The organism is Planctomicrobium aquicomposti (assembly GCF_051466325.1).
GTDB lineage: Bacteria > Planctomycetota > Planctomycetia > Planctomycetales > Planctomycetaceae > Planctomicrobium.
In genome coordinates this window covers 3,782,372-3,805,987 of the sequence record NZ_CP195792.1, presented here as the reverse complement: position 1 = coordinate 3,805,987, position 23,616 = coordinate 3,782,372, and the positions used below count along the sequence as shown (strand labels likewise).

The following is a 23,616-nucleotide window of genomic DNA, read 5'->3' as shown; positions in this document are numbered from 1 at the left end:
GACCCCTTGAATTCGGGACTTCTCAGGCTTTCGGGCTTCGCAAAACGGGTCAGTTCGCGTGAGTTCCGGAGTCGCCGCAGGCTGGGAAAGTATCCCATTTACTGCTTTTTGACCTGTTGGGGGACTGGCTGAACTGGGGTAGGCCGGTGCTTCAGGGGCCTTGCTGGGCGCGGGCGATATCAGCCTCGGTCATCTGATAAACGTCGATCGAGCCGCCGAGAGTGGTCACCGGCTCAAAAGCCCGGAAGTAGCCGAATTCGTTGAAATCGACTGCTCGCACACTGCCGTCGGGCTGCAGCAGGCCGTGCGGCCTCCCCATGACAAAGTTGACACTCACCGCATAGGTCCCCGGCTCCGGAGTGCGTCCCGGCGGGATCGTGTAGTCGATTCCCAGGGCGAACGGGGGGAGCGTCCCGAAATAGGCCAGTCCCACCCGCTCAATCCCCTGCTCTTTTAAATACTGCTGCAACAGTTCCAGGTCCTGGCCCCAGTCGAGATTGGAATCGATGAGATGGGCCCTGCCTCCGACCGGCCCTCCCGCCAGCTCGTTGAAGTAAGCGAGGTGATGGGGATGATGCCGAAGCGAGGCGAGACAGAGGATGGTTGCCCCGAAGGCAAACACCTGTCGGGCACGGGGAGAAAAGTCGCGGATCCACAGCGACGCCGCACCGGCGATTACCATCAGGAGTGCGAGGACCGGCAAGGCATACCGCAGGCCGAGCTGCATTTGCTCCAGACTGGCGACTCCGAGCACAACGGCAATCGGCAGCAGGATTGGGCCGAGAATTCTGCCCTGCACCGATTGCAGGTTCCGGTAACGCACGAGCAAGGCGATCATCCCCGCCAAAATCAGAATCTGTGTGATGTGCGGAAGTTTGTAGAGCAGGGCGCACAGATAGTAGTTGCGAAATCCGGAGAGACTCCAGACACCGTCCAGAAAGACGGCGTGCTCCCCTTCCATAATGATCCGCTGCGCATCGACCCCCCGCAGATAATCGGCCGGTAAGGGAATCGGCACGGGAACGCCTGCCAGCAGATTCTGTAAGGTGCGCAGCGTCGTCGATTGAAACTGAAAACCGGCCAGCGGCTGAAAGACCCCCTGAAAGCGGTAGCAGGCCATCAGCACCAGCAAACTGACGACCGTCAGCCCGAGAAACTGCAGACCGGCACGCTTCCACTGAGGACGGCGCAGTGCCAAGGAAATCAACGTGGCCAGCACGACAACCGGCGCCAGCAGAATCGCCGTGTACTTGATCCCCTCGGCCACCCCCAGCGCTGCTCCCAGTAAAATGGCATCCCGCCATTGCAGTGATCTCGTCCAGCGATCGAGCAGAAAGAGTGTCGCGACGAATCCGAACACCACGCCGACATCCGGCGTCACCAGATTCGCATGCGCCGCCAGATTGGGACAGGTGACATACAGCAACAGCGTCAGCAGCCCCCCTCCACTGCCAAACAGACTACGGCTCCAGACATAAAGCAACAGTCCCGTGGCGACCGACCACGCCAGGTTGAAGACCCGGCCCCAACGGTACCAGCGCTGAAAATCCTCTCGATGGGTCAGGACAAAATTCTTCCCCAGTTCCGGCCCCTGCAGCTGCGCATCGACTTGGGCTCCGCCCACGACCAGAGGCACCGCCGCCCACATCCTCGTCACCGGAGGATTGAGGACATCAGCCGCGAAATCACCTTGCAGGTTCCGAACACCGACCGGCAGATGCCAGATTTCATCGTGCGTTACCGAATTCGACCACGCCGTATGAAGGCCCACCACGACATGCAGCAGGAGCAGCGCTGCCACCGCCAGACGGGACGCGTGCGCCGAAAGCAGAGGAGACTGATCCGGTTCAGCTGTTGCAGAAGGCTTCATAACATCCCTGAATGACGGCTCCCTTCGCTCTCCCTGACCAACAGCTGGTCAGTCGCAGCGGCGCAGGCAGACTCCTTTGTCCTTGTAATGACAATCGGGAGTTGAAGCAATCACCGGGGGGATGCGTGCGGAGACAGGTGCATGGGTGAACGGAACCGCGACGATCCACTTCTGCCGCAAGGGAGGACTCTGCCGACGCATCCCTGGCCCGCGGTGCGGCCCCTTTCTGCTGATAATGCACTGTCGACGCGGGCATTGATGCGAGCAAACTGCTCTAATCCAGCATTCGTTGATGTCTCCACCTCTCTTCCGCATTCGCCTCTGCAACTCCCATGCGCCTCTTACGAAGTCTGCTCTCGATTCGACTGCTGATCGGACTGGCGCTGCTGCTGGCAGTGGGATGTGCATTGGCAGGCTTCACCCCCTTCACCGTGATTCGCAGCCGCCTGGACGCCTACTCCGGCGACGGCTCGGCTGATCCTTATACCTCTGCCCTGCATCGTCAGCTCCAGTGGGCCTGCTGGTCCGCTGCCCTGCTGATCGCGGCCACCCTGCTGATCTGCCGGAGTGTGAGTCGCCGATTCCCCGAGCAATTGAGTCAATTCCGGAGCAACTTGCGCGAGGACGTTCGCCGCTTGTGGAATATCACCCGCGACACCTGCCGGGAGAATGCGTTCGCGCTCGTTTCGCTGACGCTGCTCGCAGCGCTGTTTCGACTGCTCTGGCTGAACATGCCTATGCGGTATGATGAAGCCTATACATGGCTGAATTATGCGTCGCAGCCCTGGTTCATCGTTCTCTCCAAGTACGATGAACCGAATCACCATATCTTTCATAATCTGCTGGTGCACTGCAGTGCGCGACTGTTTGGTGATGCACCGTGGGCGCTGCGGTTGCCCGCCTGGCTGGCTGGGGTGCTGGTTGTCCCCTTAACGTTTGCACTGGGGAAGTTTGCCTCTGGTCGCTGGGGAGCGATGATCGCCGGATTGATCGCCTGTGGATCAACTGCCCTGATCGAATACTCCACCAACGCGCGTGGCTACTCGATGATGACGCTGTTGATTCTCACTGGTTGGATGGGGGCCATCTCGCTCCGGGAACTCGACAACCGCGCGGGGGCGGTGCTGTTGATTCTGTCCGGCAGTCTGGGACTCTGGACGGTTCCCACGATGCTGATCCCGCTCTGCATGATCTGGTTGTGGCTGTTCCTGGCTTCTCCGGGAATGCGCACGTTGCGGCAGCTGACTGTCGTTGTCACTGGAACGCTCGGCTGCACTGCCCTGCTCTATGCCCCGGTGTTGATCGTGTGGAGTCCACTGCGCCTCCTGACAGGGACAGTCCAGAATGGAGCGTCTGCAGTCGATCGCTGGCCTCACACACTGCGAGGACTGTCAGCGACAGGGGCTCTGCTGATCCGGGACTGGCCGTTGCCGGCGTTGCTCGTGGGGCTCGCTGCCATCGCGTTCGTCGTGATGGACCGCAGCCCGCGTTCGCGATTGATCCGGCTGGCTGGGTTGTCACTGGCCGCGGGAGTCGGCGCCGCCACCCTCATAGGGACCTGGCCCCCGCCCCGCACCTGGGTCTTTCTGATTCCGCTGGTCGCGGTCGGAGTCGGCTCCGGCACTCGACTGGCGATGGACCGCATCCCGCTTCTACGCCAGCCGTTACTCTGGACCAGCACGTGGAGCTTGTTCGCCGGCATCAGCCTCATCTACGCCGCAACCTCGCAGTCGATCGACAGGTCGTCGGAAACCGGGCTCTTCACCGAAGCAGAACAGGTGATCCACGACCTGAGCGACATCCTGCAGCCCAACGACAGAATTGTGTCGGTCACTCCCGCTTCGTCAGCTCTGGTCTACTATGCCCAACGTGAAGGGATCGACCCCGTGCATTTTGAACGACCGACACCGGGGAATGATCTCGTTGTCGTCATCTCGAAAAGCTACGGCAAGCAGCTGCAGCAGGTCTTTGATGAGCTGGAACTGAAAGACTTGCGACCGGAGCAATTTCAGAAGGTCCGCGACTATCCCGATGCGGAGATGTATGCCCAGCCTCGAAAGTCCTCAGCGCAGGACCGCTGACCTTTCCCTCCCCTGCCCCTCGCTGAAAGCCATCCTCGTGAAATACGAATGTCAGTGCGGACACCTCGTCGTCGATAGCGAGGGCTCACAGCGCTATCGCTGGCTGACGACTGCCGACTGGGATCGTCTGCTGGAACTGATCGATGACACGATCGAGAATCTGCGTCGCCCCGGTGAGAAAGAAGCCGCCATCATGAAGATCCGCACGGCGGCGAAGTCCAATCGGGTCTGGGAATGCTCCGCCTGTGGTCGACTGCTGACCGATGTTGACGACACTCCACTTTTTCTGGTGAAAGAAGCTCCTCGCCGTTGACGGTGTGATGCTTTTGCTGTCCCTGTCACAAAAAAGAGGCGGCGGCCATCAAGCCACGCGCCTCTCGATCTCAAATGCTGCGAAGAGAGATTCCTGGGGAATTACCCCAGCAGGAATTTCTGCAGGGCGTCGAGTCCCCCTTCCAGCATTTTCATGCTGGTGGCGAACGAGAGCCGAACGTAACCCGGAGCACCGAAGTCGTCGCCGGAGACCAGCGCCACGTGTGCATCTTCGAGTACGGCTGTGCAGAATTCGGTGGAGTCCTTGACCACCTTCCCCTGCGGCAGCTTCTTGTTGAAGTATTCGCTGACATTGAAGAACAGATAGAACGCTCCGCCCGGCTCCGGAAACGTGATTCCCGGAATCTGGCTGACCCGTCCGGCGACATAATCGCGACGCTTGGCGAACTCGGTCAGCATTTCCTGCACGCAGTCCTGCGAACCGTTCAGTGCGGCGACTGCAGCGTACTGGCTGACGCTGCAGGGGTTCGACGTCTCCTGGCTTTGCAGGTTGTTGATCGCCTTGGTCACAGCGAGGGGAGCGATCGACCAGCCGATGCGCCAGCCGGTCATGGCGTAGGCCTTGCTCACACCGCTGACGGTGATCGTCAGGGCCTGCACTTCCGGGCCGAAGGAGGCGAACGAGCGGAACTCCGAGCCCCGATAGATCAGCTTTTCGTAAATCTCGTCGGAGAGCACAGGAATCTGCCGCGCCACTGCCACTTTCGCCAGAGCCTCCAGCACCTGTGGAGGATACGCTGCCCCGGTCGGATTGCAGGGGTTATTGAGCATCAGCAGTCGCGTGCGATCGGTAATGGCTGCTTCGAACTGCTCTGCTGTCAGACAGAATCCGGATTCGGCAGTCGTTTCGACCAGGACCGGCACCGCGCCGGTCAGTTCCACGAGTGCGCTGTAGCTGACCCAGTACGGCGTCGGAATGATGACTTCATCGCCCGGGCCGCAGAGAGCGGTCAGCACGTTGTGAATCGAGTGCTTGGCCCCGTTGGAAATCACGACCTGTGCCGGATCGTAAGTCAGACCGTAATCCCGCTGGTAAGCGGCGACGACAGCCTGCTTCAGTTCGTTGATCCCGGTTGCGGGGGTATACCGCGTGTGCCCGGCATCCATGGCTTCCTTGGCCGCCTGACGGATGTGCTCGGGAGTGATGAAATCGGGCTCGCCCGTCGTGAAGTCGTAAACCGTGACCCCCTTGGCTTTCAGGTCGCGTGCCTTGGCGGCAGCAGCGAGAGTCGCGGACGGCTTCAGATTCTGGACAATTTGAGACAAGCGCATGGTGAGCCTGATGAGGGTTGATGACAAATCAGCCGGAAGACGGACAACCGCCTGGACCGCGGGTTCGCCGGCAGCAGTGGGCGATTCTTGAACCTGACGATTCCAGAATCAAGCGATCCGCTCGGTTTTCCGGTGATTTTCGGGGAGGTGTCTCCACGGGAGCAGCCTTCCCCACGCGCTGCTCAGGCCCCCTCCCCTGCCCGGGTGTGCGAACACCTCACATCGCGAAATTTTGATCCCGGTCCCGTTGCCGAATGGTACAATCGAATCGGGATGGTGTTTGTCCACAACAACTTTCTACGAGGTCCCTGCGATGACCGACTCGTTTTCTCCTCGTGAACCGCGTGGAGCGCGCTCCTGGTTTCCTCCCACGTCGTTCCACGCCTTCAAACAGGAGATGAATGACCTGCTTGAGAATTTCCTCGGCGAGACGCTCCCCGCCTGGCGCGGCGACTCCGGTCCTCGGCTCGATGTGGTGGAAACTCCCGAAGCAGTCGAAGTGACCGCCGACGTTCCCGGTTACCAGCCCGAGGAGATCAGCATCGATCTGGCGGAGAATCATCTTTCGATCAGCGGCACGCGGAAGGTGGAGTCCGAACCGCAGGACTGCGATAAGAAGTATCATCGACTCGAACGCCGGCAGCAGCAGTTCTCCCGTTCGGTCTGGCTCCCCTGCCCTGTTGATCAGGACAAGATTGAAGCGACACTGTCGCAAGGACTGCTCAAGGTCCGGCTTCCCAAGCTGGAAGCGTCGAAACGCCGCAAGATTCCGATTCAGGGAACTTCTCCCCAGCAAGGCTGAGCTCCCCGCGCGGACGCGGACAGCAGGGAGCCGGCTGTCCCGGGGGACGATTGGTGTCCGGATTTGAACGGCATCGTCTCAACATCCCTGCGCTCTCGGAAAGGCGAGCCGATGGCTGCCACAGCGGAACTCAATGCAACGGAAGTTCCGTCCTGTACCGGCTTCTCCGGTTCTCGTTGAAATCCGTTCCTCACCGTTTCCACAGTCACTTGCATCCTGTCAGGTGAGAAGTCATGTTGAGAATGTCTTGGAAGTGCAGCTCCGCAGCGAGAGAAATATGGTGAACATACTCGTGGTCGATGATTCTTCCATGGATCGGAAAATCGCGGGAGGTTTGCTGCAGAAAGTCTCGGGCTGGGAAGTGGACTACGCCGCCGATGGCCGCGAGGCGTGGGAGCAGTTGCAGCAGGCGGCGCTCGATCCTCCCGACGTCATTGTGACCGACCTGCAGATGCCCGAAATGAACGGGCTGGAGCTCGTCCGCGAGGTGCATCAGAAGTTCCCGTTGGTTCCGGTGATTCTGATGACCGGACAGGGGAGCGAAACCATCGCGGTGGAAGCGCTCCGGCTCGGGGCGGCCAGCTATGTACCGAAGACGAAGCTGGCGGATCTGCTGGTGAACACCGTTCGTCAGGTGCTGTCGCTGGCGGGTGAGCGTCGTACCCAGAAAACGCTGCTGAAGCGCCTGGAGTCGATGACCTGTCGGTTCATTCTGGACAACGATCCCGCGGTACTGACGTCGCTGGTGGCTTACCTGCAGGGGGTCCTGCGCGATATGGAAGTGCTGACCGAAAGCGATCGGCTGCGCTCCGGCGTGGCACTGGAAGAGGCACTGCTCAATGCCGCGTATCACGGCAATCTGGAAGTCAGCAGCGAGCTGCGTGAAATCGACCACGCCAAATTCTATGAACTGGCGAAAGAGCGGGCCCAGCTGGCTCCCTATATGTTCCGACGGATCGATGTCGGCATTGCCATCAACGAAGATGGAGTGACGTATATCGTTCGCGATGAGGGGCCGGGCTTTGATCCTTCCAAACTTCCGGACCCGACCGATCCGGCCAATCTGGAACGCCCCTGTGGACGTGGCGTTCTCCTGATGCGGACGTTTATGGACGACGTCAGCTACAACGCGACCGGAAATGAAGTGACGATGATCAAACGCTCAGCCCGAGGTGCGACAATTCTTTAGGGCAATCTGGCTTTTGATTGCCCTCCCCTCGCCGCACGAATGTCAGCATTTTCCCCTACGAAACGTTTGCTGCGCCGGGACTGGAAAGACCAACCTGCTGTTAAATCCCCAGCGCCTGCCGCTTCTCCTGAATGTAGGGAAGGTGATGCGGAATGTGGCGGGTGATGCGTTCCACGAGGTCCCTCAAGGTCAGCAGCCCTTCCTCGCTGTGACGGCCGACTCGCTCGAAGGCGGCTGGGGGCAGCGACTTGAGGATCCGTCCCATGTGCGAGCGGACAACTTCGATTAACACCAGTTCCTCTTCCACGTTGCGCAGGTCGTACGCGAGGCTGGCAGCGAACAGGTCCGGATCTCCCGAAAAAAACAGGGGCTGCTCTTCCGCGAGGATTCGCTTCATGCGATCGGCGTTGACCAGTTCAAAATCTGACAGATGGCAGATCAGCTGCTGCGTTGACCAGCGTCCGGGAACGGGAGCGGCCGCCATCTGATCTGCGGTGATCCCCTGCACTGCTGTCCGAAGTTGTGCCGGGCCAGCCAGATATTGATCAATCAGATTGGAAAGAGACATGCGAAACCCTTCAGGTTGAAATGTGGATTCGGGGCCAAAAGTCTGCAACCGCACTGAATTCGGCACTTCCGGGGTGCAGAATCCACGTCGACAGCGGCATGATGACCAGATGACGCGTCGTCGGGCACCGTGGTTCACCTGGTGCAGAATGCGGCGATTTCGTTCCGTTGACCCGCTTGGACGACGTGATCAGTTGCCTACCTGGGTGCTGAAAAACAATTTTGTTGCAGTGCGCAACTTCTTTCAGGGGTGTGACTAGCACGCAACGGCAGAATTTGCCGGTTGGCACGGCCTCGAACTGCCTGCGTCTGGAACCCCCATGCGGCCGAGAAGGGGCAAATCGGGCAGGGTTTGACGATTTTTGCGATTTGCATTGATTTAGCGGCTGTGAAATGACGATGAGAGGTTTGTGTTCCTTTCTCTGACGGAAACATTAGGGAGAGAGCCCGGCAGCCCTTCCCGGCTGCTTGACAGTAAGTTGCTGTTGCATTTACAGTTGAGTCCACCTGATTCCTTCAGGAACAGCAATCTGACCGTCATCGAAATCGCCGGGAGTGGCCAGTCGTGACCAAAAAAGAAATCGTCAAGACAATTTCGGAAGAGTGTGGACTGACCCAGCTGAAGACGAAGGAAATCGTTCAGAAGACGTTTGAAGCGATCATCGATACCCTCGTGACTGAAGAGCGCATCGAACTCCGTAATTTCGGTGTGTTTGAAGTCAAGAAGCGAGCCGCCCGCAAGGCGCGGAACCCTCGCTCGGGCGAACGGGTGGATGTTCCAGAAAAATTCGTTGTGACCTTCAAACCTGGCAAAGAGATGGAAGAGCGTGTCCTGCAGTTGCAGGAAGAGGCTGCCCGCAAGGCAGCTGGTGCTGCCGAACCTGCACCCGTGGCTCCTCCGGTTTCTTCATCGCCAATTCCGAGCACTCCGACGCCCTCGGCACCATATCCTGCTCATCCGTAATCCAGCTTGCGATCCCACGAAATTCGACTTCCCGGAGCGGCCCACCCGCAGGAACCCCCTCGCAGGTGTCAGCCGCCGGTGATTTCGAACAGGAAACAAGACATGGAGTCGTGCCGCTCTGGAGGGTGGCTGCGACAAAAATCGACCGACCGATCCGGCCCGGCCGATCTCGGATTCATGGAGGAAACCGATGCGGAAGCTGTTCCTGCTCATCGCCCTGACTGCCACGTTGAGCACCCAATCCGGATGCGTGGTGCCTATCTGGAGCGCCACTCCCGATGACCGCGTCCGCCAATTGATTTATCAGTCAGAAAACTATCGCCACATACCCGGCATCTGGGAACGGATCTGGTTTCTGGATATGCCAGACACCGCCACTCCCTACCGGACACATGGTGGCGTGATCTGAAGCAGCCTGTCCTTTTGTTCTCCCGCAGCGTGCTCGTTTCGCTTGAGAAAACGCACTACGCCAAGCGGTGAGATCGGGCAGCTCCCAAAGAAACAGGCTCTTGTCACGCGAACCCGGCGGTTCCTCCATGCCCAATGCCGGGGTCGACACCGAAAGAAAATTCCCCGATCGCAGTTCTGGATGCGATCGGGGTTCTTTTTTTAATGTGCTGCTGCTGGCGTCCGTCGGCTGATGTGGTGGGGGCTCACGCCTCGCGCTCCCGTCCTGCGTACCGGGCGCCCGGGTTGATGAACACCAGGCCTCCCTGTGGCGGTTGGGAACTTGACAGTCAGAATGCGCTCTGTCCCCATGCAGGCGCCGACAGTCGCAAGAAATCCCGTTTCCGTCCGCCCGGCACTGCGGATCACTGCGTCTGGCCCTCTGCCTGAATGGCGATCGACACCCTATAATCGCGGTCGGTCCCCTCCCCTTTCCGCGAGCTCCGTTTCGATTTGCAGGCTGGCTGGTTCATGAAGTTTCCCTCCTCCCTGCTGCAGCGCTGCTGGTTTCTCGCGGGCCCGACCGCGGTCGGGAAAACAGAAACCTCGCTGAGGCTTGCCGAACAGATCGGAGCGGAAATCCTCTCACTGGATTCGATGGCCGTTTACCGGGGAATGGACATCGGCACCGCCAAACCCTCACGACAAGAACAGGAGCGCTGTCCGCATCACCTGATCGACCTTGTCGACCCGCACGTCGATTTCTCCACCGCCGCTTTTTTCACAGCCGCTCTGGAAAGTGCACAAGGGATTGTTGACCGGGGCCGGATTCCGTTGTTTGTCGGGGGGACCGGACTTTACCTCCGGTCGCTGCTGCGAGGGCTGTTTGAAGGGCCCTCCGCCGATCAGGAATTTCGTCGACAACTCGAAAGCGAAGCGGAGCAGGCCCCCCCTCACTGGCTATGGCAGCAGCTGCAGGCAGTGGACCCCGTCACGGCCGCGCGACTGCATCCAAATGATCAACGACGATTGATCCGGGCTCTGGAGATTTACCGCCAGACGGGAACTCCCCCTTCCTCCCTGCTGCAACAGGGGCCCCTCCCCGACTCCGAACGACCTGCCGTTGTGGTCTGGCTGCACCCGGAGAGAGAGACCCTGTACCGACGGATTGACCGTCGCGTGGAACAGATGTTTGAGCAGGGGCTGATCGAAGAAGTCGAAACGCTGCTCAAGGCCCCATTGCCGCTCAGTCATTCTGCTCAGCAGGCGCTGGGGTATCGGGAAGTGGTGGACTGGCTCCGTTCCCCCGGCTCCTCCCGGCAGGAGCTGATCGAGCTGATCCAGACCCGCACCCGCCAGTTTGCCAAACGGCAGCATACATGGTTCCGCAATCTGGAAGAATGTACCGAATTGAAGATCTCCGGATCGGAAACGGCCGACATGATCAGCCTTCGAATTCAGGAGCTGGCAGCCGCACGTCGTCCGTTCTGATACGATCCGCGAGACATCACGAAAATTGCCGGGGGTCAATTCCCCGCTGGCCGCCAACTCACACGACGACATGCCTCCCCACAACATCCAGATTCTCGGTCCCAAAAAAGCCAAGACCTGTGTCATCCTGACCCACGGTGCGGGGGAAAGTTCTGACTCGGCCTTTCTCACATATTTTGCGGAAAAGCTTGCCGAACAGCGGCATCGAGTCGTTCGTTTCGATTTCCCTTACATGGTTCAGCGCTCGACCACCGGTCGTCGACGTCCCCCCGACAAGGAGGATGTCCTGCTGCAGACCTGGAGAGACGTCATCAAGCAGGTCGGCGCGGAACGCTTCGCCATCGGCGGCAAGTCAATGGGGGGCCGCATGGCGACTCTGATTGCCGACGAATGTGCAGCGGATGGCGTCGTCTGTCTGGGCTATCCGTTTCATCCCTCGGGGCGTCCCGACAAACTGCGAATCGAACACCTGCAGACGATTGAAAAGCGGGTACTGATCGTCCAGGGAGAGCGCGATCCGTTCGGCACACGCGAAGAGGTCGAGAGTTTCACTCTCAGTCCCTCGATCCGGATTCACTGGGTTCCCGAGGGGGATCACAGTCTCGAGTTGAGCCGGGGGAGCGACCGCAATTACGAACAGAACCGGAAGAACGCGGTGCGGGCCATCGAATCGTTTCTGTTCGAGCTGTGGCCCACGACTCCGTAATCCACTACCCGACCACTTGCAGCTGATGCAGCAACGGTTCAGGTCCCCTCCGCAGCCGCGAGCGGAGTCCAGTCCGAGAACGTGGCTGCCTGTCCGCGGTACGTTCCCGATAAGTCGACCAGATTCCAGATGATCGCCTGGTTGATCCGAAAGCGTCGACCGCTGCGACTGATGCGGATGCCGGAATAGTCATCGACATAACCATCGCGGGTTGTCCGTTCCAGCAGCCGGGCCCGTTCATCGCGGTGGACCGGTTCCGCAGTGAGCCGCGAAGGCATGGTCAGCAGCGAGGGCAAATCAAGTTCCCACAGGTTCAGCGCAGCCTGGTTGCCGTAGTGAAACACCGGATCGGCCTGCGTGCCATGAGAGACGACAACGAAGGGCGCGTGGAACAGCCTGTCGGCCTGCTCGGCTGAAGTCCCCCGTCGGGGAATCAGTTCCCGTCCCAGCCAGCGGGCATAGGAATCGAGCAGCAACTGGCTCAGCTCAATCCAGGCAGGGGTCGACAGGATCGGTTGGTCACTCGGGTGGGATGACATGCCTGCCAACTTATCACGTCAAACGGGATCGGCAAGCCACTCCCCTCCCCTGCAAGTTCCGGGGACGTCTGCGCTGACACCGTGACAAGAAAGAGGCCATCATCTTAAACTGCAGGAGTTCTCCGGGAGTTCACGCTGACATGTTTCGCCGCTTCACAATTGGTCTGTGCGTCTTGCTGATGACCGTCGGCGGTCGACTGCCGGTGCCCGAACAGCGGGTGCAGGCTCAGGAAATCAGCCCGGAGACGGTCGACGCAGCCATTGTGAGGGCCCTCGCCTTTCTTTCGCAGGAACAGCAACCGAGCGGCTGCTGGCGCACGGAAGGCTGGGGCGACTCGACCGCGATTACGGCATTGGCGGTCATGGCTTATCTCGCTGCGGGACACACTCCCGGCGAGGGGCCATATGGCGAGCAGATCAACCGGGGAATTCGCTGGGTCCTCAGTCAGCAGCAGCCCTCTGGCCTGTTGATGGGTGACGATCTCAGCCACGGGCCGATGTATAACCACGGGATCTGCACGCTCATGCTGGCGGAAGTCATGGGCATGATGAACAGTGCTGATGCCCCGGCGGTCAAAGAGGGACTGGAGAAAGCGGTCCTGCTCATTCTCGAGGCGCAGGCAGTGCAGAAATTTGAACGGCATCGCGGGGGCTGGCGCTATCAGATCGACAGTCGAGACAGTGATCTGAGTGTGACTGGCTGGCAGGTGCTTGCCTTGCGTGCCGCCAAGGATATTGGCTGTGATGTGCCGGCCGAATCGATCGATGAAGCGATCGCCTATGTGAAGCGTTGTGCCGTCAACAAGAATTCGGGATTTGGCTATCAGCCCGGCAATGGAGCGACACCGACCATGACCGGCACCGGCATTACCTGTCTGGAAGTCTGTGGAGATCATCATTCGCAGGAATCACTGGACGCTGCGGAATGGTTGGTCGTGCATCCGCTGAATCGCGAATCGGCATTCTTTTTCTATGGCGTCTATTACACCGGAGTCGGTCTCTTCAAGATGGGAGGAGATTTCGCGGAGCGCTCGCGCCGGGAACTCGCGCAGGCCCTGCTGCCGATTCAGAAGGAAGATGGGGGATGGACGCCGGAGCATGGGAACGAGCGCATCGCGGGACGGGCGTACGCCACGAGTCTGGCGGTTCTGGGACTCGCAGTCGATTACCGCTATCTGCCGATCTATCAGCGATGAACAGTGAATCGTCCCTCCACCAGATCACGGTGACCCGAGAACGGTGATGCGGAGCATGAAGCGTGGGCGGGTGAATTCCTTGCGGACCGAGTCTTAAGCGGCCCGCTCCGAATGCGAAATGTTCCGCTGTAACTCAGAGAACAAGTGCTGCAACCGCTGCTCGGCCTGCTCCTGTTCGAGCCGCCAGGCCTCCCGCTTCTGCCTCCAGTTTTCTTCCAGCGCTGTCAGATCATCGAGACGTTGTGCGAATTCCGTCTGACTTGCGTGCAGCAGCAGCAACAGGTCGCGGGCTTCTCCCGCGGGCAACTGCTGATCGCAAAGCTGCAGCCACTGGTGTCGCTCTCTTTGCAGTAGTGCGCGATCAGCGGAGAGACGGCTTTCGTTCTCGTTCAGCTGTTTATGCAGCGATTGCTGTTCTTGGACAAGCAGCGTTTCCCGTTCATCGAGCAGACTGCGGAATCGCTGCAATTGAGCCAGTCGGAGGCGGAGTGATTCATCAACCTGATTAATCCAGACCCGGTGCTGCTGACGTTCCCGCTCCATCTCCGCTCGACGCGTGGCCAGCTCGATGCGCATTTTATCGAGATGGGCCTCGTGGAACCGGAACCGCTTGCGGCTGTCGATTTCCCTGCGCTCAAGTTCCCGCTCCCGCTGATCCAGGCTGGAGAGTTTTTCCCTCCGCAGTTCGGCAAGTTCCAGCTGAAACTCTTCACGCTCCTGTTGCCGTTGTGCCAGCCAGACCTCGTCTGCCTGACGTTGATCGACCGGAATCTCGGCCTGCTGACCCCGCAGCACCAGCAACTGATCCCGTTCTGCCGCCAGCTGTGCCTCCCGCGCTGCCGACTGCTCCAGCTGTGTTTGGCGAAAAGTTTCCCTGTCCCGCTGCAGTTGATCGAACTGATTCTGGACTTCCTGTTCCCGCTGCTGCAGGTGTTCCGCCCGCGCATTCAGGAGCGATTCGGCTTCGAGAATGACGCGTGTCCGCTCGTCGAGTTCGCGTTGACCCTCCGCGAGCCGCTTTTCGGTTACCGCGCGCGTCCGTTGAAAGAGTTTTTCCCGCTGGATCAGTTCTCCCAGCTGGTGCTGGCAATCCTGCTCGCGGCGGTCCAGCTCTGCCAGTTGCTGCTGCAGATGCAGAAGAATGCGGCCGGCCTGTGCCAGTCGATCTTCTTCCGGCTCGGGTGTCGGCAACGGCGGGTGCATGGGATTCATGGTGGGGACTCCTTCCCCAGCTGCCCGATTCCAGCTGGAATCGCGACAGTGAAATCACAACGAATCATCGTCGCCAAATGCGGTCAACACTCCCTGAGGAAACGCAGGGCCACTGCTTCCAGCCCGCGCTCGGACAGCGTGTCTCTCCGCTTCTCCCGCTCGAGTCTGCAGAGGAATCAGAGCGACACGCGATCCCGACGAAGCCGGCGGTTCAGCGAACGAAACGCCGGCTTCTCGAGGATTGTAGGCATCCGGAATCGGAGGCGGATCTCAGACGTTTGACGTTCTGACGGCGGATCGGACAGCGCTCAGTCAGGGGGTGTCCCTGGCAGGTCGCTGCCCTTTCCCGCAAGGCATTCGAGCAGGCGAAGCTTCTCTGTCCCCGCGCTTGCTGCGCGGGCACTGGAAAGAGCAACTTGCTCTAGCCGACGTGTTTGTCGAGCAGTTCGGCAATCTTCTCCTGCGACTGCAGGCCGAGGATGCGGCCGACCGGCTGTCCACCCTTGAAGACAATGAGCGTGGGGATGCTGTTGATCTGGTAGTTAATGGCGGACTGGCGATTGTCGTCGGTGTTGAGTTTGCCGACCTTGACCTTACCGGCGTATTTCTCTGCCAGCGCTTCGATCGTCGGCGTCAGCATTTTGCAGGGACCGCACCACGGAGCCCAGAAGTCGACCAGCACGGGCTGGCTACTCGAAAGAACTTCTTCTTGAAAGGTCCCGTCTTTGAACTCTTGAAGATTCCCTGCCATCACTCGAACTCCTCAAACATCTTTGAATGTCGCCGGCCCAGGACGCGTCGCCCACCAGGTTGCACCGCCGCGGTCAGTGCCTGAGGGAGTGGTGGCGTTCGGGAGTTGGGCAAGCTCATGGATAAACAGTTACCGGGAACGCGAAATTATAGGCCCGGCATAAGGGGTGTCAATGTTCTTGGCAATCTCTCGTGTGGCGTAACCACTAATTGTAAAAGAGTTTACCGCGCCTTGTGGGAGACGGTGGACATTCCGGGATTCGATTTTCAGTAGCGGATGACCCGCTTCATCACCAGCCACGCACAGACCGCCAGTGCGCCGTTGGCGACCCACATCGACCATTCCGGCTCCACATGCCCCTTCTTGGCCTGCATGACGAGCCCCATCATCAACGGGTAGTACCCGCAAACAATCGGCACAAAACACATCAGGAAGCTCGTGAAATACTGGCTTTTTCCAAATCGCATGGAAAACGGCGTTCCGAGTAGCGAGAAGAAAAAGCAGCTGCACGAGAGAGCGTAGCGGAAATGTTTTTCGGTGTTCAGACGGAACATGCGATTCCGTTCCGTCTTGATGTTTGTTTTCTCGGCAGCGACTGTTTTGGCAAGATTTGGAAAATCGGCCATGCTCAGCGCAAAGCTCGCCTTGAGCAGGCGGCGCTGCTCATTTTTGACCCGCTGACGGGCCAGATTTTTCATCTCTTCATCGATTTCCACAATCGCCAGGTTCCGGGGCTTTTTGATGTCGGTGTCCCGATCCCAGCGAATCGGCTCACGTGCCAACGGGATGTAGCAGGACTGGTCTCCCGGCATCTCCAGCAGGACATCCTTCGCCAGAATGACCGCCTGCTGATTCACGAGATCAAAATCCACAATCGCCCGTTGGGCCGTCATCACGAATGTCCGCTTCTCCTTCGAATAGCGGAACACCGGGTGCAGCAACTCTTTCCCTTCCATGCCGGCGACGGTGACATTCAGCCCGAACTGGGGGGCACTGAACTGCAGCTCCGTTTCCAGACGTTTCAGAAAGATGTCTTCAATCACCGACACCCCGAACTGTTCGATGCGGCCAATCGACCAGGGAATCACCCGGTCCACAAGAACCACGCAGCTGACGCTGAGAACGGCACCGAGAATGAATGCAGGCCACATCAGTGAAACCGGGTGAATTCCGGCTGTTTTCGCGGCGGTCACTTCCTGATCGCCCGATAGTCGTCCGTACACCACGCTGACCGTCAGCAACAGTGACGAGGGAATCGTGAACGGGAGCATCGTCGGGATCACATACGGCAGGATCTTCAGTGCATTGAGGGCATCGAGCCCTCGATCGGTCGCCTGCTGGAAGACCCCGACAAACATCAGCAGTGTGGTAATGCAGCCGAGCACGAAGAGAAAAACGCGCAGCACCTCACCGAAGATGTATCGCTGCAACAGTGAGAACATCGGACTGCGGCGCTCCCTCGCAGAAACTGGGCTGACCCATCCGTGGTCTGCCGGACCGCTTCTATAGCCCTGATCCGGGAATCTGGTCAAGACCAGACCACGTAAAGCGTGGCACCGGAAGCTGTTTACGCAACGCCCGTTAAGGTTTCGGGCGAAAGCAACGTTCGTCCCTCCCCCGCCCTTCCGGAGATGGTATCGGTGGCGACGACAGAACCGTGTCCGCGGCTGATGTCCCCCGCCGAACCATCCCCCGCCACCGGGAGCAGCTTTCTACATTCATTCAGAAGGACTGCCCGAACTGACTAGTGGGCAATCTCGTTCCAATAGTGGTCAAATTCGAACTTCGGGCTGTTGTCGAGGTCGTGACAGCCGGTGCAGGTCTTGTTCTTGGCCGTCTCCAGATCGAGGTGCATTGCTTTTCGGGCCGCGAGTACTTCGGGTGTCGGCAAGGCCCCAGTGGCGAGTCCCTTTTCGAGATTGACGTGATTGGAACCGGGACCGTGGCAGTTTTCGCATTGCTGCCCTGCGAGGAGCGGGGTCCGCTCCATGTCGATGAAACCGCTGGCGTGGCGGAGTGCCCGCTGCGGATCCCATCCGGTCGTGTGGCAGCAGAGGCATTCAGGATCGTAAATCCGCGGAATGTATTCCTTTTGCCCTTTGCGGCCGGTGATCAGATGCTCGTAGGCGAGTGCATGATTGGAGTCTTTCCAGACGTCGTAGGCCCCTTCATGACAGCTCTTGCAGGCCTCAACTCCGACAAAAGTCCCGGTCGCCGGATCCGGAATTTCCTGGGCAGACAGCTCCGGCCAGGCTTCCTTCAGCTGATTCTGGTAGTGCTCCATCAGAGCCACCATCTGCGGGTGATTCTGGAAGCGATCCATGTCCAGCTCGAGCAGTGCGTACCGCAGCTTTCGGTCGGGGAAAATGCCAACGACCGCTGCGTTCTTGCCTTTTTTGCCGACCTGCACCAGCATGGTTTTCCCGATGTAGACCGGTTCCGGACGCGGGTCTTCAGCGCTTCCTGATGTCACCACAATCTGGAACTGGGGAAAAGCCTGCGCGAGCTGCTTCGATTCCTCCATCTCGGCATGGGAGAGGAGAACCAGATAGTCGGGCTTTTCGGCCGTCAATTTTTGAATCGCCGCCGCCAGGACAGGTGCCGGCTCGTCGACCTGCAGTTCGGTCGGATTGTTCAGGACACCCGCTGCCTGCAACTCTCGCCGGACGGTATTGCCGGCAATCGCCACCACTCCGATCCGGGCCGGTCCGACCTGGATGATACGGGTGGGAGTCGGAGTTCCCAGCGCTTCAGACGGTGTCCCGAAGAGAGTGGTATTCGCCCCCAGGAAGGGGACATCGAATTTGTTTTCGGCGGAGCTGTTGGCGTGCTGGGTAAAGAGTTCAGGAGCCCCCAGCATCAGTTCTTCCTTGCCGAGCGCGATCCCTTTCGCCCCCATCTCGTTCAGCCCTTTGAGCATGGCGGCGAATTTGTACTTCGTCTGGGGATAGCTGATGCGGGAGTCATTCAGGGAGCCCCCGACATCGAAAGCCACCGTCGGAATCTGGCGAACTTCGCGCAGCTGGCGGATCAGGTCGGCTCGTCGGGCAAAGCCTCCCGATTGCCGTTCGGAACAGCCGCACGGTTCGAGGTAGCCGTGGACGTCACCAGTGAAGACGAGAGCTGCGACCGGATTCACCCAGTCTGCGAGCAATGTCGTGCCTGTCGTTTGCGTCGACGCTGCCGGGCCACCCTGGGACGACCCTGACCGCGGGACCAGCACAAAAGCTGCAACCGCGACTGCCAGAATAAAGACCATGCTGCCCCACACGGGGCGCGCCGGCCAGCGCAGAGAAGCTGAACTCATCCACAAACTCCGTTCAGATGTTGAGCCGACTGCGGTCTGGTGACCCGGATCCGTCCACCGAACCGCCAGTCATTCCCCATCTTAAGAGGACTGGCCCCCGCTGAAAACCCCGAAGGGCCGGTTATAACGATTGGGGGTGTTGAATCGTCCTGCAGCGAAATCTCAATCTGTCTGTGCCCGCTGTGTCGATCTGCAGGTCTGAACTGGTTCCTGCAACTGCGCTCAAGAAGCGGAAGAAAGTGATTACGGCAGATTCTGCCGTTCGGGCTACCTGGCGTCTCTACGCCCCACTCGCTTTTGACTTCTGGAGGAAGGAACGACTGTCGGCGATTGAGATGCGGAGTGCTCCCGTCATCTCAAAAAATGTTCCAGGAGTGGACTAAGATGCGTAAACTCAAGACGAGAGAATGGCTGCTGAGCTTGGCAGTCGCGCTGGGGGCGTCGTCGACGGCGTTTGCCCAGGAAAATCAGTTTGTCAGTCAGGCGGAAGCAATCCTCGGAAGTTCCGAGACCTCACTGATCCAGCAGATCAACCATGACGCCCCGGTCTGCGATCTCTCCTGTGATTTGGGAGGCTGTGACGCTGCCGGTGCTGATCCTGTGTATCTGTTCGACGTTCCGAAATTCGACCTGAGTGATTCTCTGCTTGGCGAAGACGCTGGCTGGGATCTGGGCGGATGGTTCTCTGCCGGTTTCACCACAGCGAACGACGGGGTGTTCTGGACATACCCGCACCACCTGCAGCTGAATCAGATGAACCTGTACGCCGAAAAAGTTGCTGACGGCAGCAACGGTGTCGGCTTCGGGGGTCGTGTCGATCTGATGTACGGTACCGATGCTCCGAACACACAGTCGTTCGGTAACCCCGCCGGAACGTTCGACTATCTGAACGGCTGGGATCACGGGGTGTATGGCTGGGCCATGCCGCAGCTGTACGGGGAAGTGGCTTACGGCGACCTGTCGGTGAAGGTCGGTCACTTCTACACGCTGCTCGGTTATCAGGTCGTGCCGGCAACCGGTAACTTCTTCTACAGCATTCCTTACACCTTCAACTTCAGCGAAGCGTTCACCCACACGGGTGCCCTGGCAACCTATAAAGCCAACGACAAGCTGACGTTGTACGGGGGATGGACGCTGGGATGGGATACCGGCTTCGAACAGCTCAATGGAGGCAGCAGCTTCCTCGGCGGTGCCAGCTATGCTGTGACTGACGATCTGGCTGTGACCTACATCTGCACCTTCGGCAACCTGGGCTGGATCGGTGAAGGCTACACCCACAGTATCGTGGCGGACTATGTCATCAACGACAAGTGGGAATACGTCTTCCAGAGCGACGTGAACAGCGTCGGCAACTCGCCCAACTCGATTGACAACGAACACTACGACACCGTCGGTGTGAACCAGTATCTGTTCTACACCTTCAATGATTGGGCGAAAGCCGGAGCCCGCGTCGAATGGTGGAAAGCCGATGGCGATTCCCTGTATGAAATGGCTTACGGTGTGAACTTCATGCCGATCGCCAATCTCCGCATCCGGCCTGAAGTCCGCTACAACTGGGCACCGGGGGGCGTTCCTTACGTGACCAGCGCTGTGGCTCCGCCGAGCGTGTATCAGAACCAGTTCATCTTCGGGATGGACGCGATCTACACGTTCTAAGACGGCTGCACGTTCCTGCCTTCACTTTGCGAGAGTTGTGCCTGCACAACGCACAATTCTGCGTGGCGGGGACGGGAAGAGCTGAAAGACGATGCACGATGCCCCGGGCTGCCTGACAGCCCGGGGTTTTTGTGTTTCAGGAGAATCAGGGCTGGGCCTCTGAAGGGGACGGCCCCTTACAACGGACCGTCGCCAGTGGCATCGGCATCCTGGGTGACAGGGGAACTCTCCCCTGCCTGCGGGTCGAGTGTCCGCAATTTGCTGCGCAGCGTCATGCGGGCGATGCCGAGCTTCTTGCAGGCTTGCACCTGATTGCCATCGACGCTGTGGAGCACCTCGTCCAGGACAATTCGATCCACTTCCCGCGTGACCTTGTGGTAGATGTCGGCCACGTTCCCGTCGAGCAGGGCTCTGACATACTGGCGAACATCAAAGGCCGCCATACCTGCTGCCGGAGATGGCAGGGACTTGACCTCTTTCTCCGGAGCGCGTCGCAAGGGCTCGGGCAGACAATCGGGTGTAATCACATCTCCTGCTGAGCGAATGATGGCGAACCGCACCGCACTTTCCAGCTCACGGACATTTCCCGGCCAGTGATAGGCCAGGCAAAGCTGCAGTGCTTCGTGGGTGATCGAGCTGATGCGCCGGTTGTGCACATGGTTGATTCTGCGAATGAAATGTTCGATCAGTTCGGGAATATCACTCGGCCGATCGCGCAGGGCGGGGAGCCGGATGCAGAAGACATTCAGGCGATAGAACAGGTCGAGCCGGAAACTCCCTTCGGCGATCCGCTTTTCCAGATCCTGATTCGTGGCGGCAATAATCCGGACATTTGTTTCCACGGTCTGTGTGCCTCCCAGACGTTGAAACTTCTGCTCCTGAATCAGCCGGAGCGCTTTCGCCTGCGTCGGCAGACTCATGTCACCGATCTCGTCGAGAAAAATCGTCCCGCCGTGAACCTGTTCGAACTTGCCGATCCGTCGCTGGTCGGCGCCGGTAAAGGCACCGGCCTCGTGTCCGAACAGTTCGCTTTCCAGCAACGTCTCGGGCAGTGCTGCACAGTTGATGGCCAGAAACGGCTTCTGACTTCGCTTGCTGTAGTGGTAGATCGCCCGCGCCACCAGTTCTTTGCCGGTGCCGCTTTCCCCGAGAATCAGGACCGGAGCCTCCGCGGGAGCGATGCGACCGATCGCCTTATAGACCTCCTGCATGGGGGGAGACTGGCCGACAATTCGATCCCCCACCGACTCGGGCAGGTCTTCTCCGAGCAATGCGGGGACACGGTTCAGCCGGCTGACCTCCAGTGCCTTTGTCACCGCTGCCTCCAGCTGCTGGAAGTCCACCGGTTTCACCAGATATTCGAAGGCGCCGCGACGCATCGTTTCGATGGCGGTCTCGGTCGATGCGTAAGCGGTAATCATGATGACCGGGAGTCGGGGCTCCAGCTTGGCGATCCGGTCAAAGGCATCGAGCCCGGACATATCCGGCAGCCGGACATCCAGAATCACGGCGTCCGGACGTTCCGTTCCGATGAGCCGGATCCCTTCACGCGCCGAGCCGGTCGAGAGGACTTCCAGCGTTTCGCTGCCGAGACATTCCCGGATGGAAAACACGATATTCGGTTCATCATCGATTACCAGCAGCCGACGCTTCATCGCATGTTCCCAGTTGTGATTCCGATTCGAAAGTTGCATCCGGCGGGGCGCTGCGCGGGATCACCATTTCAAACACGGCTCCCCCGCCATCGCGGTTTTTCACCAGCAGTGTTCCCCCGTGGTCTTCCATAATCCGTTTGCAGATCGACAGGCCGAGTCCGGTGCCGGTCTCTTTGGTACTGACGAAGGGCTCAAAGATCCGCTCCATGATCTCGTCGGACACGCCGGGCCCCCGATCGGAAATCTGGATGACAACGCAAGGCCCGTAGGGAATCAGGTTCGGCAATTCCTTGACGGAGATATCAATCCGTCCCCCATGCGGTTGCTCGTCGAGGCTGTTCAGCAACAGATTCAGCAACACCTGTCGCAGCCGCAGCGGGTCGCCGCTGATCAGGAGGCGATTTCCCCGGAACTCGCTCAGCTCGACTTCCTGCACGCGGGCGCGGGCGGCCACCAGTTCCAGTGCCTGCGTCAGAATCGCGTGCAGATCAACCGGCTTCTTCTGCAGAGACTGCGGCCGGGCAAAATCCAGAAACTCCTGCACGAGCAATTCCAGCCGCTTGATCTCCTCATCGAGGACCTGCAGCTGTCGACGGGGCATCGTACCATCTTCCCGCAGCAGGGCCTTCTGGACGAGCATTTTCATCGGCATCAGCGGATTGCGCAGCTCGTGCGCCAGTCCGGCTGCCAGTTGACCCACGGCGGCCAACTGCTGGTTCCTCAGGCTTTCCCGTTCACGAATCTGGAGTTTTTCAACAACCGTGGTGATGTGGTTCTCCATCTGCTGCAGCCCCCGCTCCAGATCGGGGAAGCCGTCCACCGTGGAAATCTGGACCGGGCCGATGACTTCTTTCAGTTTGTCGGCAGCTCCACGCACGGAGATGTCGAGACGAATCATCGAGCGGCCGATGCCCCGGGCAATGACCAGACCGGCGATCAGGCCCCCTGCTCCGCCACAGATCCCCAGCAGCAGAAACGCCTGTCGCATCTGGTCGGTCGTGTGACGGTTCGCGATGTTTGTGCGATCGACCGCTTCTCCATTGGCCAGCACGATATTGCGGGCCGGCTGCAGGATCTGCTCCTCCAGTTCGTGATCCAGCAGCCGTTCGAGTGCTGTCTGCCGTTCTTCCCGGGTTTCGACCCGCTCGACTTTCTCCAGATCCGAGAAGAATCCGGTGAGTCCCTGCGCCAGCCGCCGGACATTCTCCTGCCCATCGTCGGCCAGTGACAGTTCGTGGATGCGATGCAGCTTTTCTTCGATGGGGACCCGCTGTTCCACGGCTCGCCGAAGAGCTTGGCGGTCATCACCCCGCAGTGACTGCTGGAGCAGGTGTCGCAGTTCGGGAATCGCCAGCACCAGTTCCTGCGCAGCGACCATGTTGTGCACTTCCAGCGCCACCAGTTCGGAACTGCGCTCCTGCTGACGCTGCACATTCCAGGCAGCCGCCACTCCCAGACCGAACAGCAGCAGGCTGATCGCGACCGTGGGGGCCACGATCCGCAACATGAATCGGGCATTGAGCGGATGCATGAGCGATTCGCCAAAGACTGCGGAAGAGGGTCCCCACCCAGACTAACAGAGAGCATGTCGGTGCACAGCCGAGAGAGGCATGTTCCTTCCCTTGCCCGATACCGCAC

At 59.5% G+C, this 23,616-nt stretch carries 20 protein-coding genes; 10 read left to right on the top strand and 10 right to left on the bottom strand.

Annotated features, from left to right (window positions below):
- Positions 1-151 precede the first annotated feature (151 nt).
- Entirely contained in the window at positions 152-1,870 is a 1,719-nt protein-coding gene (locus SH664x_RS14725; RefSeq protein ID WP_437202163.1) for an ArnT family glycosyltransferase, read from the bottom strand.
- Between the two features lie 332 nt (positions 1,871-2,202).
- On the opposite strand from SH664x_RS14725, the gene SH664x_RS14720 reads away from it, so the two are divergent.
- The gene (locus SH664x_RS14720) at positions 2,203-3,951 is read left to right on the top strand and encodes a glycosyltransferase family 39 protein (RefSeq protein WP_437202160.1); all 1,749 of its coding nucleotides are present in this window, start codon (positions 2,203-2,205) and stop codon (positions 3,949-3,951) included.
- A complete protein-coding gene (locus SH664x_RS14715; RefSeq protein ID WP_437202157.1) occupies positions 3,914-4,264 on the top strand; it encodes a hypothetical protein in 351 nt (116 codons plus the stop codon). Before SH664x_RS14720 ends, SH664x_RS14715 begins: the two co-directional genes overlap by 38 nt.
- Positions 4,265-4,365: 101 nt before the next feature.
- Here the strand turns inward: SH664x_RS14715 and SH664x_RS14710 are convergent, their stop codons facing one another.
- Positions 4,366-5,556 carry a pyridoxal phosphate-dependent aminotransferase gene (locus SH664x_RS14710; protein ID WP_437202155.1) on the bottom strand — a complete coding sequence of 397 codons (1,191 nt, stop codon included), beginning with the start codon at positions 5,554-5,556 and terminating at the stop codon, positions 4,366-4,368.
- Between the two features lie 280 nt (positions 5,557-5,836).
- Here SH664x_RS14710 and SH664x_RS14705 point away from each other — a divergent pair, with 280 nt between their 5' ends.
- Positions 5,837-6,358 carry an Hsp20/alpha crystallin family protein gene (locus tag SH664x_RS14705; protein WP_437202153.1) on the top strand — a complete coding sequence of 174 codons (522 nt, stop codon included), beginning with the start codon at positions 5,837-5,839 and terminating at the stop codon, positions 6,356-6,358.
- A 277-nt stretch (positions 6,359-6,635) separates the two neighbouring features.
- The gene (locus tag SH664x_RS14700) at positions 6,636-7,547 is read left to right on the top strand and encodes a response regulator (RefSeq protein ID WP_437202150.1); all 912 of its coding nucleotides are present in this window, start codon (positions 6,636-6,638) and stop codon (positions 7,545-7,547) included.
- Between the two features lie 100 nt (positions 7,548-7,647).
- On the opposite strand, the gene SH664x_RS14695 is transcribed toward SH664x_RS14700, so the two are convergent.
- Positions 7,648-8,115: a DinB family protein gene (locus SH664x_RS14695; protein ID WP_437202148.1), complete on the bottom strand. Its 468-nt coding sequence runs from the start codon at positions 8,113-8,115 to the stop codon at positions 7,648-7,650.
- A gap of 564 nt (positions 8,116-8,679) precedes the next feature.
- On the opposite strand from SH664x_RS14695, the gene SH664x_RS14690 reads away from it, so the two are divergent.
- The 4 genes from SH664x_RS14690 to SH664x_RS14675 all read left to right on the top strand — a co-directional run bounded on the left by SH664x_RS14690 (position 8,680) and on the right by SH664x_RS14675 (position 11,662).
- Positions 8,680-9,078 (top strand): HU family DNA-binding protein, encoded by a 399-nt coding sequence (locus SH664x_RS14690; RefSeq protein WP_437202145.1) that lies wholly within the window; start codon positions 8,680-8,682, stop codon positions 9,076-9,078.
- Positions 9,079-9,268: 190 nt separating this feature from the next.
- The gene (locus SH664x_RS14685) at positions 9,269-9,487 is read left to right on the top strand and encodes a hypothetical protein (RefSeq protein ID WP_437202143.1); all 219 of its coding nucleotides are present in this window, start codon (positions 9,269-9,271) and stop codon (positions 9,485-9,487) included.
- 509 nt (positions 9,488-9,996) lie between these two features.
- Entirely contained in the window at positions 9,997-10,956 is a 960-nt protein-coding gene (miaA, locus tag SH664x_RS14680; RefSeq protein ID WP_437202141.1) for a tRNA (adenosine(37)-N6)-dimethylallyltransferase MiaA, read from the top strand.
- Between the two features lie 70 nt (positions 10,957-11,026).
- Entirely contained in the window at positions 11,027-11,662 is a 636-nt protein-coding gene (locus SH664x_RS14675; RefSeq protein ID WP_437202138.1) for an alpha/beta fold hydrolase, read from the top strand.
- Between the two features lie 38 nt (positions 11,663-11,700).
- On the opposite strand, the gene SH664x_RS14670 is transcribed toward SH664x_RS14675, so the two are convergent.
- On the bottom strand, positions 11,701-12,201 hold the full coding sequence (locus tag SH664x_RS14670; RefSeq protein WP_437202137.1) for an MEKHLA domain-containing protein: 501 nt from the start codon (positions 12,199-12,201) through the stop codon (positions 11,701-11,703).
- Between the two features lie 140 nt (positions 12,202-12,341).
- Here SH664x_RS14670 and SH664x_RS14665 point away from each other — a divergent pair, with 140 nt between their 5' ends.
- Entirely contained in the window at positions 12,342-13,397 is a 1,056-nt protein-coding gene (locus SH664x_RS14665) for a prenyltransferase/squalene oxidase repeat-containing protein (RefSeq protein WP_437202136.1), read from the top strand.
- A gap of 93 nt (positions 13,398-13,490) precedes the next feature.
- Here SH664x_RS14665 and SH664x_RS14660 read toward each other — a convergent pair whose 3' ends face one another.
- The 4 genes from SH664x_RS14660 to SH664x_RS14645 all read right to left on the bottom strand — a co-directional run bounded on the left by SH664x_RS14660 (position 13,491) and on the right by SH664x_RS14645 (position 18,667).
- Positions 13,491-14,609: a hypothetical protein gene (locus SH664x_RS14660; protein WP_437202134.1), complete on the bottom strand. Its 1,119-nt coding sequence runs from the start codon at positions 14,607-14,609 to the stop codon at positions 13,491-13,493.
- 421 nt (positions 14,610-15,030) lie between these two features.
- Positions 15,031-15,360: a thioredoxin gene (gene trxA, locus SH664x_RS14655; protein ID WP_437202132.1), complete on the bottom strand. Its 330-nt coding sequence runs from the start codon at positions 15,358-15,360 to the stop codon at positions 15,031-15,033.
- Positions 15,361-15,626: 266 nt separating this feature from the next.
- Positions 15,627-16,802, bottom strand: coding sequence for an LptF/LptG family permease (locus SH664x_RS14650; protein ID WP_437202130.1), 1,176 nt, complete (start codon positions 16,800-16,802; stop codon positions 15,627-15,629).
- Between the two features lie 302 nt (positions 16,803-17,104).
- Positions 17,105-18,667 (bottom strand): multiheme c-type cytochrome, encoded by a 1,563-nt coding sequence (locus SH664x_RS14645; RefSeq protein WP_437202128.1) that lies wholly within the window; start codon positions 18,665-18,667, stop codon positions 17,105-17,107.
- A 384-nt stretch (positions 18,668-19,051) separates the two neighbouring features.
- Here SH664x_RS14645 and SH664x_RS14640 point away from each other — a divergent pair, with 384 nt between their 5' ends.
- Positions 19,052-20,323 carry an outer membrane beta-barrel protein gene (locus SH664x_RS14640; protein WP_437202126.1) on the top strand — a complete coding sequence of 424 codons (1,272 nt, stop codon included), beginning with the start codon at positions 19,052-19,054 and terminating at the stop codon, positions 20,321-20,323.
- Between the two features lie 176 nt (positions 20,324-20,499).
- On the opposite strand, the gene SH664x_RS14635 is transcribed toward SH664x_RS14640, so the two are convergent.
- A complete protein-coding gene (locus SH664x_RS14635; protein ID WP_437202125.1) occupies positions 20,500-21,978 on the bottom strand; it encodes a sigma-54-dependent transcriptional regulator in 1,479 nt (492 codons plus the stop codon).
- Entirely contained in the window at positions 21,950-23,509 is a 1,560-nt protein-coding gene (locus SH664x_RS14630; protein WP_437202124.1) for a sensor histidine kinase, read from the bottom strand. The genes SH664x_RS14635 and SH664x_RS14630 overlap by 29 nt, the downstream gene beginning before the upstream one ends.
- Positions 23,510-23,616: the final 107 nt, after the last annotated feature.